11 protein-coding genes are annotated in these 11,939 nt (G+C 68.5%); 3 read left to right on the top strand and 8 right to left on the bottom strand.

The window, feature by feature from the left end; genetic code table 11:
* Positions 1 to 112: 112 nt before the first annotated feature.
* Positions 113 to 568, top strand: coding sequence for a four helix bundle protein (locus KF689_05465; protein ID MBX3132818.1), 456 nt, complete (start codon positions 113 to 115; stop codon positions 566 to 568).
* A 111-nt stretch (positions 569 to 679) separates the two neighbouring features.
* On the opposite strand, the gene hrcA is transcribed toward KF689_05465, so the two are convergent.
* The 8 genes from hrcA to KF689_05425 all read right to left on the bottom strand — a co-directional run bounded on the left by hrcA (position 680) and on the right by KF689_05425 (position 9,718).
* On the bottom strand, positions 680 to 1,726 hold the full coding sequence (gene hrcA, locus KF689_05460) for a heat-inducible transcription repressor HrcA (GenBank protein MBX3132817.1): 1,047 nt from the start codon (positions 1,724 to 1,726) through the stop codon (positions 680 to 682).
* Positions 1,727 to 1,759: 33 nt separating this feature from the next.
* Positions 1,760 to 2,986 (bottom strand): radical SAM family heme chaperone HemW, encoded by a 1,227-nt coding sequence (gene hemW, locus KF689_05455; GenBank protein ID MBX3132816.1) that lies wholly within the window; start codon positions 2,984 to 2,986, stop codon positions 1,760 to 1,762.
* 215 nt (positions 2,987 to 3,201) lie between these two features.
* Complete coding sequence (gene dprA, locus KF689_05450; GenBank protein MBX3132815.1) at positions 3,202 to 4,149, bottom strand: DNA-processing protein DprA; 948 nt, start codon at positions 4,147 to 4,149, stop codon at positions 3,202 to 3,204.
* A 4-nt stretch (positions 4,150 to 4,153) separates the two neighbouring features.
* Positions 4,154 to 5,164 carry a GTPase ObgE gene (gene obgE, locus KF689_05445; GenBank protein MBX3132814.1) on the bottom strand — a complete coding sequence of 337 codons (1,011 nt, stop codon included), beginning with the start codon at positions 5,162 to 5,164 and terminating at the stop codon, positions 4,154 to 4,156.
* Positions 5,165 to 5,422: 258 nt separating this feature from the next.
* Positions 5,423 to 6,043, bottom strand: coding sequence for a carboxymuconolactone decarboxylase family protein (locus KF689_05440; protein ID MBX3132813.1), 621 nt, complete (start codon positions 6,041 to 6,043; stop codon positions 5,423 to 5,425).
* A complete protein-coding gene (locus tag KF689_05435; GenBank protein ID MBX3132812.1) occupies positions 6,040 to 7,038 on the bottom strand; it encodes an asparaginase in 999 nt (332 codons plus the stop codon). The genes KF689_05440 and KF689_05435 overlap by 4 nt, the downstream gene beginning before the upstream one ends.
* A 283-nt stretch (positions 7,039 to 7,321) precedes the next feature.
* On the bottom strand, positions 7,322 to 8,635 hold the full coding sequence (locus KF689_05430; GenBank protein MBX3132811.1) for a hypothetical protein: 1,314 nt from the start codon (positions 8,633 to 8,635) through the stop codon (positions 7,322 to 7,324).
* A gap of 156 nt (positions 8,636 to 8,791) precedes the next feature.
* Complete coding sequence (locus KF689_05425) at positions 8,792 to 9,718, bottom strand: DMT family transporter (GenBank protein ID MBX3132810.1); 927 nt, start codon at positions 9,716 to 9,718, stop codon at positions 8,792 to 8,794.
* A gap of 407 nt (positions 9,719 to 10,125) precedes the next feature.
* Between KF689_05425 and KF689_05420 the strand changes: the two genes are divergently transcribed.
* Both KF689_05420 and KF689_05415 read left to right on the top strand, forming a co-directional pair.
* Positions 10,126 to 11,118, top strand: coding sequence for a D-glycero-beta-D-manno-heptose-7-phosphate kinase (locus KF689_05420; GenBank protein MBX3132809.1), 993 nt, complete (start codon positions 10,126 to 10,128; stop codon positions 11,116 to 11,118).
* 259 nt (positions 11,119 to 11,377) lie between these two features.
* Entirely contained in the window at positions 11,378 to 11,938 is a 561-nt protein-coding gene (locus KF689_05415; protein ID MBX3132808.1) for a hypothetical protein, read from the top strand.
* Position 11,939: the final 1 nt, after the last annotated feature.

The following is an 11,939-nucleotide window of genomic DNA, read 5'->3' as shown; positions in this document are numbered from 1 at the left end:
TGAGAGGGGAGATGGTTGGGAGAGGGGAGATGATTTGGGGAGAGGGGAGATGGTGGTGAGGGGGGAGATGGGGAGATGATTCAGGGAGAGGGGAGAGGGGATATGCTCGGCTATGCCTAAGCAATCCTCGTTCCACACCGACCTGCCACCCTCGCAGGAAGCGTGGGAGCTCGCCTGCCCCGAGGCCTTGCGGCAGGATCTCCTATGGAAGCTGCACGTGTACCGTGCCGCGCTCTTCATCCTCCACTGCGCGAAGGAGGACGCACGCGCCCTGCGCGCGCGATATCGCGGCGGCATCGCCGACCAACTTGAGCGCGCCGTCGGCTCCGTGAGCGCCAACCTCGCCGAGGGCTACAGCCGCGCCGGCAGCGCCGATCGCATTCGATTCTTCAGCTACGCCCTCGGCTCAGCCCGCGAGGCCATCACCTGGTACATCGCCGCCGCCGACGTAATCCCCGAAGCGCACCACACCCACCGCCAATCCCTTCTGTCGAAGGTGCGCGCAATGCTCCTGCGCTTGATCGAAAGCCAACGCCGCACCACCAACCGCGACTTCAAGCGGATATAAGAAACCCTCTCCCAACCCTCTCCCCTCTCCCAACCCTCTCCCCTCTCCCAACCCTCTCCCCTTTCCCCTCTCCCCGCCGTCACCCCCCTCCCATCTCCCCTCCCCCACCATCTAAGCAAGCAAATCCGTAACCAACGAAGACGTATGGGACACCAAAGCAATAACCTTCTCATAAGGCATCCGCGTCGGCCCAATCACCCCAATCACCCCCGTCAGCGACCCCGCCCGGTACTCCGCCGTCACCAGCGTGAGTCCCCCGAGCAACCCCACGCCGTGCTCGTCACCGATCGTGATCGACACGCCCGGCTGCGCCGCGCGCTGGCGGAGCAGCCCCGCCAGTTGCGTGCGCGTCTCCGTGAGCGCGATCAGCTGCCGCAGCCGATCGCCACTCGCGAACTCCGGCTTCTCCGCGAGCACTGAGGCCTGGCCGAGCAGCACGCTCTCCTCGTCCGCCGCCGCGGCGACGTCGAAGAGCTGTTCGCCCTCCTGCACGAAGATGTTCAGCAACTCCGTCGCGCCGCCCGGCGCCACGACGTCACGCAAGCGCGCGGCGAGGCTGGCGCGGATCTCGGCGAGCGAGTGGCCCGCGAGGCGTTCGTTGAGCACCTGCTGCACTTCGGCGATGGCGTTGTCCGCGATCTCACCGGCGATCTCGATGAAGATCGTGCGCACCGCCCCGCCCCGCAGCGTCAGCACCAAGATCAAGCGCTCCGTGCTCATCCGCACCAACTCGAGCTTCGTGAGCACCGTCTGGTCGAGGCGCGGGCCGAGGGCGACGCCGAGTTCCTGTGTAAGCACGCCCAGGGATTGGGCCGCGCGCCTGAGGATCGTCTCAATCGCCGAGCCCCGCTCGCCGATCTCCTCCGCCAGGCGCTCACGCTCCTGCAGCGGCAGCGGGCGGTCCAGGTGCATCAGCCCATCTACATAGAAGCGATAGGCCTTGTCCGTCGGGATGCGGCCCGCCGAGGTGTGCGGGTGGAAGAGGAAGCCTTTCTCCTCCAGGTCAGCCATCGTATTGCGGATGGTGGCCGGAGACACGCCCAGCCCGAAGCGCCGACTGATCGTACGGGAGCCCGCCGGCTCGGCGGTCTCCACGTAGGAGCGAATCACGGCCTCGAGGACCTGGCGTTCGCGATCGGAGAGCTCGGCGTTGGCCATAAGTCCAAGATTAGAAAGGACTTGGCATACAAGTCAAGCGTCGAGGAGCGCGGCGGCGAGCGCGTCGAGGCGTAGCCAGCCCCGCGGCGTGAGCCGAAGTCGGTCGCCGTCGAGAGTAGCCCAGCCTTCGCCGATCCACGAAGTAACCTTCTTTAGTTCGTTTTCACGGATAGGCAGCCCGTCGATTGTGCGGAGTCCGAGGTAGATCCGCTCGGCGGGTTCGAGACCCGTCTGGGGAGGACGCGAGGAGCCCGCGGTCCGGACGGGCTCCTTTCCTAGGGTTGGATCGTGGCCCCCGGCCAGTTCCTTCCCCCCGCCCAGCTTCTGACCTCCGAGCACCTCCCGCCCGCCCACCGGATCCCGCCCCGCCCGCACCTCCCGAAGCCACTCCGCGTAGGCCGGCAGGTTCCAGCGCCGCTCCCTCCCGTCAAACCCGTGCGCCGAGGGCCCAATCCCGAGATACGAAGCCCCCGTCCAGTACGCCGAGTTGTGCCGGGCCCGCTTGCCAGGACGGGCGTAGTTGGAGACCTCGTAATGTTCGTACCCGGCCTCGCCCAAGCGCTCGTGGGCCTCGAGGAACTCGGCTTCGTAACGCTCCTCGGGCGCCTCCTGCACCTCGCCGCGGGCGGTCCAACGGCCTAGCGGGGTCTTGGGTTCGACGGTCAGGCCGTACAGGGAGAGGTGTTCGACGTCCAACTCTAGGACCCGCTCGAGATCGGTTGTCCAACTTCTGCCCAGTGCCTCCGGGACCGAGAATATGAGGTCTGCGGAGATCTCCTGCACCCCAGCCGCCCTGAGCTCGCGGACGGCCTCGGCGGCCCGGGTCGGGGGGTGCTCCCGGTGCATCCATTGAAGCACGGCTGGCTCGAAGCTCTGGACCCCCAGCGACACCCGGTTCACCCCCGCAGCCACCCAGGCCGCGGCAGATTCCGCCGAAACGTCCTCGGGATTGGCCTCGATGGTGATCTCGAGGGCGTCCACGGATGTGGAAAACTTGCCAACACCGGCCAGTTCGCGAATTCCGTGGAGAAGTCTGGCGACTCCTTCTCCGCCGAGCTTGGATGGCGTCCCGCCGCCGAAATAGATGGTCCTGAGTAGGCCGGCGTTGAGCGAAATCCGGCGCGTGACGAACTCAGCCATTATGGCGTCAATGAACTCGGAGACCGGAACCTCCCGCCGCACGGCAATCGCGAAGTCGCAGTAGGAGCAGCGACGCCCGCAGAACGGTACGTGCAGGTAGAGGTGAGGCCAGGAGGTCAACGGCCGGACCGGAGCAGGTGAGCCATCGCCACCCCTCTGACATTCGCACTGGACGCCAATCCACGGAATGATAATAACTTAAAGTAAATTATCATATCCTTATTTTTCAATATCTTAACGTGGTTAGTTAATGCGATACTTACGATAATATGTGGAGTCATTCAGAGGGCCTTACTGGGCAGGTATCGCCGACCTCTTGATCGAGTCGAAACAGCTCACGCGCCAGTGCTGGCGTGTTGCTGTAGCCTTACTGCGACGCGCGGATCACCGGCCCGGTAGCCCCCACCCTCCACCACGGCCAGGCCGCATAGCTCCAGCCTTAGCAGCCTCTCAGATACCTGCCGTACTGACATACCAACTCTTTCCGCGAGCGCTTGGGCCGGGACCGCCGCCCCGCCGAGGGCTCGTAGGATTACGAGGTCATCTGGGTGTACGGGGATTCTTACACCAGCCCGGTCGGCATCCAATTGATCTCCTTTGTGCAGCCTCGATGTGGATAACCCAAAGGCAATCAACAGATCTTCCACATCCCGGACAAGGCTGGCCCCGTCCATCAGGAGCTGGTTGCTGCCCATCGCCCGGGGGTCGTCGGCCTGCCCGGGGACGGCCGCGATGGTCCGGTAGATGTCGTGGGCGAGCCTCGCCGTGTTCATCGCCCCGGACTTGTGCCCAGCCTCGACCACTAGGGTCATTTTGGACAGGGCCGCGATGATCCGATTCCGTCGCGGGAAGCAGCCTGGGAAGGCCCTCGTACCGGGCTCCATCTCGGATAGCACGGCCCCATTGTCTTGGACAAGCTCGTGCAGGGCCCGATGACCTGCTGGGTACGGTACGTCGACTCCGGTACCCAGGATGGCCACAGTCCGGCCGCCTGCCTCGATAGCCGCCCGGTGCGCCACGGCATCAATTCCCCGGGCCAAGCCGCTGACCACCACGAGCCCCTCCCGGGCCGCCCCAGCCGCCAGCCGCGCGGCCATTCGCTCTCCGTAGGCCGAGGCGTCGCGGGTCCCTACAATCGAAACGAGGCGCTCAGGTTCGCCCAAGACGCCCTCGGCGTCCCCGAGGCACCACAATCCCGCCGGTGGTGTCGAAAGATCGCTTAAGGGCTGAGGCAGGGCGGCAGCCGGGATCCACCGAGGGGTCCGCTGGGCCGCCGCAGGCACCGCGTCAGCCCTCGGTGGGCACTAGGCCGGCGGCCTTCCGGAGCTCTAGGAGCCGGCTCCACCAGTTGGCCTTGAGCTGGTCCAGCCCAATCCGGCCGGCAGCGGAGATGGACCACACTCCGAACGCCTCCGGCGCCTCGATCTCAGGTACATAGTCCTCACCGAGCAGGTCGAGCTTGGTGAAGACCACGCAGTGCGGCTTGCGGGCCAGCTCCTCGGAGTGGCTGCGGACCTCGCTGCGCAGCTGGTCGTACTCGGCCTGCCAGTCCATCGCGTCGATGGGGATCAGGAAGGCGAGGATGCGCGTGCGCTCGATGTGCCGCAGGAACTGGAGCCCGAGGCCCTTGCCGGTATGTGCCCCTTCAATGATTCCGGGAATGTCCGCGACCACGAACGTTCGCGAATCCGATAGCTGCACGACGCCGAGGTTGGGGGCGAGGGTCGTGAAGGGGTAGTCGGCGATCTTGGGGCGGGCCGCCGAGATGACGCTCAGCAGCGTGCTCTTGCCGGCATTTGGCTGACCGACGAGGCCGATGTCGGCGATGAGCTTGAGCTCGAGTTCGAGCGTGCGCACCTCGCCTTCCTCGCCGGGCTGCCACTCGCGCGGCGCCTGGTGCGTCGCGGTGGCGAAGAACGTGTTCCCGCGTCCGCCGCGGCCGCCCTTGGCGACGACCATCTCCTGCCCGTGCTCGAGGATCTCCCCGAGTCGCAGTCCCGTGTCGCGGTCGCGGATGACCGTGCCAGGCGGCACCGGCAGGACGACATCCTTGCCCGAGCGGCCGGTCTTGTTCGACCCCATCCCGTGCTCGCCGCGCTCCGCTTCCCAGTGGTCGCGGTAGGTGAAGTCGAGCAGCGTGCTCAGGTTGGCGTCGCCGCGGACGATGACATCGCCGCCCTTGCCTCCGTCACCGCCGTCCGGCCCGCCCATCGGCGCGAACTTCTCGCGGCGGAACGACGTGCAGCCGGAGCCGCCGGTGCCGGCGGTGACTCGGGCGGTCACTAGGTCTATAAACATTGGCTGGGAAATCTAGCGGGTTCACGGCGGCGGCAGCATCGATTCGTTGCGCTCGACGGCTGGGAGCTGGGAGATGGGAGGTGGGTGACGGCGGGTGGACGGGAGAGGGGAGATGGTTGGGAGAGGGGAGATGGTTGGGAGAGGGCGGATGGTTGGGAGAGGGCGCCCATCTCCCGACCTTCTGCCGTCTCTCAGCCATCGTCCTTCTCCCCTCTCCCCGCCCTCTCCCTCCTCTCCCCCTCCCTCCTCCCCGCCCGTTCAAGCCTTTCCGTGAACCCGCGCCCACAGCAGTCGAGCGCGCAACAGATGCGCCTCCTCGACCAGCCCCTCAATCGCCGCGAGCGTCCCCGCGACCTCCGCGCCTGTCGCCCCCGCGTTCACCGCGCCGTGCAGATGCGAGTGCAGTTGCCGGTCCTGCCCCATCGCGGCGCAGGCGGCGACGATGCAGAGCTCGCGTAGCTTGAGCTCTAAGCCCGGGCGCGAGAGGATCTTGCCGTAGCCTTCGACGATCATCCACTCGTCGAGTGCGGGATGCAGATGCGCGATGTTCTCGCGGAGCTTCGTGTAGAACTTGCCGTAGACGATCTCGCAGGTCTGTTCTCCCTGCTGACGCCAGCGCCACAGGCTCGGCTCGGGAATCTCTTCAGGCTCCGGGGCCTCGACGCCGCTGACGCGGCGCCACTCGCGCATCGCGTTGAGCGTGCGCGGGAAGCCGGCCATCAGGTAGCTCTGGAGGATGCACTCCTCCACCCACGGCGTCGGCACCTCGGCGGCGACGACCTCGGCGCAGCCGGCGCGGATCTCGAACTCGCTGCCGATCGCGATTCGCGCGGAGAGGCGCACCAAGGCGGCGACCTCGGGCGTGAGTGCGTCGCTCACGCCGTCGCCCCACGGCTTCGCACGCTGCCCACGACCTCCCCGCGCGTATTCTTCACCTGGCGCTCCACGAACTCCGCCAAACGCGGCGGCAACTCGCTCGGCAACACGCTCAGCTGCTGCAGCGCGCGCAGCACCGCGACATACTGCGCCCGCTGCGCGCCGTCCTCGACCTTGATCGCCATCCCGATGCCCAGCGACGGCACGGCCACCGAGTGCACGCCCTCGGCGCCGACCTTCGTGATCACGCCGCCCTTGGTCTCCTCGAGCATCACGGTGTCGAAGCGATCGGTGCCGCCGAGCAAGTGCGGATGCTTGCGGATGGCAGCCGCGGTGCGCGCCGGGAGTTCGTCGCCGGCGTACACCGCGCGACCCCAACGCGCGTAGGCGAGGGCCATCCGGTCCAGCGGCAACGCCATCACCGCGACGCCGCAGCCGTCCACGCCGAGCGGCATATCATCGAGCGGGATGCCGCTCCACGCCGAGACCTCGCCGAGGCAGCTGAGCTGGACGGGGTGATCGCTCTGCTCGTAGCCCTTGATGGACCAACCGGCGGTCTTGGCGCGCGCGAGCATCGCGGCGTGCTTGCCGGAGCAGTTGTTGTGCAGGCGCGTCGGTGCGGCGCCGCTCTCGCGTAGCAGACGGGCGCCGCGCTGCGAGAGAGGTTCGTGCGGACCGCAGGCGAGGTCGCCTTCTTCGAGACCGAGGCTAGAGAGCATCCGCGAGGCGACGGCAACGTGCTCGGGCTCGGCGCCGTGGGAGGCGCAGGCGAGGGCGAGTTCTTCGTGGCCCCAGCCGAGCTGCTCGAAGCCGCCGCTGGCGAGCAGCGGAAGGACTTGGAAGGGCTTGGCGCAGGAGCGCCACATCGAAACGAGCGCGGAGTCGCGGGCGGCGGCGATCAGGACGTCGTCGGCGCCGATCACGGCGGCGTGAACGCGGTGGCGCGACTCGACGGTCTCGCCGCGGGTGATCTCGACATCGAGGCTGAGCGCGTGCATTGCTCGCAAGGTAATGCGGCGCGCGGGGAGAGGGGGTCGCTCACGAGACCCCACTTCTCGGCGCTGGGCGCTCACGAGACCCCACTTCTCGGCGCTGGGCGCTCACGAGACCCCACGCCCTTCGGGGCCTGACCTCTTCGCGCACGGCCCCTACGGGCGTGGGGTCTCCTTCGCTTGCAGGCTTGGGCGCTACGCTACCCTGCCCGCAGGCTCGTCGTGGGCTACTCCTTCCCTTCGCGCGCTGCTGCTGCTGCTTTGCTCGCGCGACTCCCGCCCAGGTGTGCTATTTCGCGCTCGCGAGTTCCCTCGCGCGCGCGAGCAGTTCATCGCGCTGGTTGCGCGAGGGGTCCTGGAGCACCCACTCGAGCAGCGCCTTGAGCGCGTCGCCGAGTGGCTTGCCGGGGGGGATGCCTGCCGATTGCAGGTCCTCGCCGTCGACGGCGAGGTCGGCGATGCTGAGGGGGTCGGTGAAGGCGCTGCGCAGCGCGCGGCGGTAGAGGCCGAGTCCGGCGAGTCCGTCGGCGGCGGTGGCGCCCTCGGCCTTGGCGCGCGCCCACAGGATGCGCGTGAGGCCGGGGACCATCAGGCGACCGGCCTGCGCGATGATCTTGCGCAGCTCGACTGCCGCTTCGCTAGTGGGCGCGGTGGCGGACTGCTGCAGCGCCGCCGCGAGTTCGCGCAGGCGCGCGAGACTCACGCGGCCGGCGGCCTCGGCGAGCGTCACAGCGGCGCGGGCTTCGACGTTGCTGAATTTGAGGGCCTTGAGCGTGGCCTCGAGCTGCTTGGGCGGCGTCACGCCGGGTTCGATGAACAGCGCTGCGAGACGCAGCATCCGGCGGTCGGGACGCCGCGTGAGGCCGGGGCGCGCGAGGTAATCGAGCGCGGCGAAGCGCGCGGCGGGCGCATCGGCGATGGCGGGCACCAGCGCACGGAGGATGCCGGCCTCGCGATAGCGCTCTATCGTCGCGGCGGGGCGCGCCACCTGCTCCATCACTTTCTCAAGCTCCTGCTTCACGCGCTCCATCGACAGCCGCCCGAGATGCGGCGCGCTCTCGACGATGGCGCTCCAGGTCGCGGGCTCGATGCTGAAGTCGAAGCGCCCAGCGAATCGCAGCGCCCGCAGCGCGCGCAGCCGATCCTCACGCATCCGCTCGGCGGCATCACCCACGCAGCGCACGACGCGTCGCTCCAGGTCGCCGCGCCCATCGAAGGGATCGCGCATCTCAAGACGCTCGGCGTGCACCGCGATCGCATTGATGGTGAAGTCGCGGCGCGCGAGATCTTCCTCGAGCGAGGCGCCGAATTTCACCACCGCGTGCCGGCCGTCTGTCTCGACATCGTGCCGGAAGGTCGTGACCTCGTGCAACACGCCATCGCGATCGAGCACGCCGACCGTGCCGAACTGAATGCCGACGGGGATGGTGCGCTTGAAGAGCTTCTGCACCTGCTCCGGCCGCGCGCTTGTGGCGAGATCCCAGTCGAGCGTCTCGATGCCAAGGAGGGCATCACGCACGGCGCCGCCGACGCACCAGGCGGCGTGGCCGGCCTGTTCGAGGGTGCGCGTCAGGGATTGCACGGAGGCGGGAGGCTTAATCATTGGTCCGATAAAGGTAGAGGGGAGACGGTGAGGTGGGTGATGGCGGGGAGGTGGGACAGGGGAGATGGCTGAGAGATGGCAGAAGGTCGGGAGAGGAGCCCTTCTCCCGACCCTCTCCCCTGACCCGGCCCTCTCTCGTCTCCCATCTCCCTGCCGTCACCCCCCTCCCGCCTCCCGTTTCCCAGCGTACAACCCGACCCCAACCCCCAAGAGCACCACAACCCCTCCCACCACGACGGACCCCGCCGGCACCTCCCGCACCCCCGGCATCACCGCCGCAATCAGCCCCGCCCCCACCGGCTCCGCCAGCAGACACAGACTCACCACATACGCCGGCACATACCGCAGCGCCCAGTTGAATCCGGTGTGGCCGGCGAGCATCGGGCCGAAGGCAATGAGCGCGAAGAGCGTGAGTTCGCGCGGCGCGAAGGGCCAGAGCGCCGTGCGGGTGAACGCGGCGAGCAGGAGCAGCACGACGAGGCAGCAGCCGTACACGAGTCCGACGTACGGCCACAGCGAGAGGCGTTGGCGGAGACTGCGGCCGGCGAGGTAGTAGAGACCGACGGTGACGGCGCCGAGCAGGGCGAGGCCGTTGCCGAGAGTGGCGCGGGCGAGCGTCGCGTCGCCGAGCGCCACATCACTCGCCGCGCCGCCGAGTGCGACGTATGCGGCGCCGACGACGGCGATGCCGATGCCGATCAGCTGCGTGCGCGTCGGATGCTCGCGCAGCCACAGCGCCGAGCCGATCACGATGACGACAGGATGCAGGTTCACGAGCAGCACGCTGGCGGCGACGCTGGTGAGGCCGAGCGAGGCGATCCAGCTCCAGAAGTGCAGCGCGAGGAAGGCCCCGGCGCCCATCGCGATGGCGAGGTCGCGCCCGGCGAGCCCGCGCCACTCGCGCCAACGGCCGGTGCCGAGCAACGGCACGGCGACGATGCAGAGCGAGAGCGCGAGGCGCCACACGGCGATCGCGAGCGGTGGCGCGTCGGCGAGCCGCGCGAGCGGGCCGGAGATGGAGATCCCGAGCACCGCGAGTGCAAGGACGGCAACGACGAGTTGCCTGGAAGGCTGGGCGTGCATCGGCACAAGTTGGGCGCATCGCTCGCTCGGCGCGAGCTGGGTCAGCCCGCTCTGTACGGCTGGGCTTTCGCTTTCGCGCGAGCGGCGGGAGCCCGCGACGTCCTGCGGGGCCTGACCGCTTCGCGCACGGCCCCTTCGGACGCCGCGGTCTCCCACCGCGCCGAGGCTTGAGAGGGGCGGCAGGAAATATCTCCGGCCAGGCGAGAGCAACTCAGGCTTGGGAGCACAGCACGCCCGTAGGGGCCGTGCGCGCAGAGGTCAGGCCCCGAAGGGCGTGCTGTGATCCCAAGCCGGCGCACCAACCCCACGCCGGCGCACCAACCCCAAGCCGGCGCACCGAAAGTCGCGACCCAAGCACGAAAGCCGAGCCCCTCCCTGAACCACGAGCGAAGCGACACCTTTAGCAGATGCCCAAGGCCCATCTCGACCGCGCGCGGCTCCAGCAGCTCCTGCAATCCATTGCGACCAAGCCGCCCCGGATCGCCGTCGTCGGCGACGCGATGCTCGACCTCTACCTCAAGGGCGACGTCGACCGCATTTCCCCCGAGGCGCCCGTGCCCGTCGTGCGCGTGCGCGAGCGCAAGTACGCCCTCGGCGGCGCCGCCAACGTGGCGCAGAACGTGCTCGCCATCGGCGCGCGCTGCGAACTCGTCGCTGCCGTCGGGCGCGACGCCGCCGGCGGGCAGCTCCGCGAGATGCTCGCCGAGCGTGGCGCCGAACCGCGCGGGCTCGTCGATTGCGACCGGCCCACCACCACCAAGACCCGCGTCGTCGCGCGCAACCAGCAGGTCGTGCGCGTGGACGAAGAAGTCGACGCCGATCTCTCCGGCGACGAAGTCACCCGCCTGCTCGACGCCGTCGCGCGCGCCGTGTCCGTGGCCGATGCGCTCATTCTCGAGGACTACAATAAGGGCGTGCTCATCCCGCAGGTCATCCGCGCCGCCATCGCCGCCGCCACTGCGCGGCAACTGCCCATCGTCGTGGATCCCAAGTTCCGCAACTTCTTCGAGTACCGCGGCTGCACCATCTTCAAGCCCAACCGCCGCGAGCTCGAAGGCGCACTCGGCGCCTCCGTCGACGTGCAGGACGCCGCCGCGCTGCCCGCCGTCCTCACCCAACTCGACGCGCAGCACCTGTTGCTCACGCTCAGCGAGCACGGAATGGCACTGATCAGCCGCAACGGCGCCGTCGAGCGCATTCCCACCACCGCGCGTGAGGTGTACGATGTAGTGGGCGCCGGCGACACCGTCACCGCGTACCTCGCCGCCGTGCTCGCTGCGGGCGGCAGCGCCCTCGAAGCCGCCGTCACCGCCAACTACGCCGCCGGCATCCAAGTCGGAAAGTCCGGCGCCGCCAGCGTCAGCCGCGAGGAAGTGCTCGCCGCGTACGATCGGGGGTAGAACGGAGAATTCCGCCGCAATGCCCACCTCGCCGCGTACGATCGAGGGTAGCACGGAAGATGCCGCCGCGATGCACACCAGCACCGCAGTTAGGCGTTGATGGTAGGCAATGACACAGCACGAGAATGAACTCGCTGCAGCTTGAGAGATGACGGGAGACGGCAGGAACGAAGAATTCCTTTCACCTCTCCCCGCCCTCTCCCCTCTCACATCTCCCCGCCCTCACCCCCCTCTCCACCTCCCCTCTCCCACCAGACGAGTGCTCCGCCTCCTCATCCTCCTCATCGCCCTTCCAGTCGCCAGCCAGGCCCAGTTCGCCCTCTCCGCCGGCATCCGCTCCCTCGCCGGCGACACAGAGGGCAGCACCGACGACGACCGCCGGGGCTTCGAGGGTGCCATCCGCTACGACCGCGACCTGCGCGGCGCCTTCGCGTGGCGCGCTGAGCTGACGGCCGTGCAGATGCAGTACCAGCGCGATGACGGCACGGATCGCTATCAGGTCTCGGAGAACAGCGTCGAGCTCGGCGCACTGCTGCGTGCGTCGATGCCGCGCGGCGCGTTCACGGGGGTGTACGGACTGCTCGGGCCGGTGACGAGCTGGCGGCTGGTCTGCGGCGCGTCGGGGCAGAACTCGACGGACTGCGATCCGGGGAAGGAAGCGTCGACAGGCTACGTGCTGGGCATCGGCTATCAGTCACCGATCACGCCGCGGCGGGACCTGGCCTTCGAGCTACGCTATTCAGACGGCGTGGTCGCCGGCGCGGGCGCGCCGATCCTGACGGTCAGCCTCGGATTGGTCTGGGCGCGGCGCGAAAACTAGC

It is taken from the genome of Gemmatimonadaceae bacterium, assembly GCA_019637355.1.
In the GTDB taxonomy this organism is placed as follows: Bacteria; Gemmatimonadota; Gemmatimonadetes; order Gemmatimonadales; family Gemmatimonadaceae; genus Pseudogemmatithrix.
This window is presented reverse-complemented; position numbering and strand designations above follow the sequence as displayed.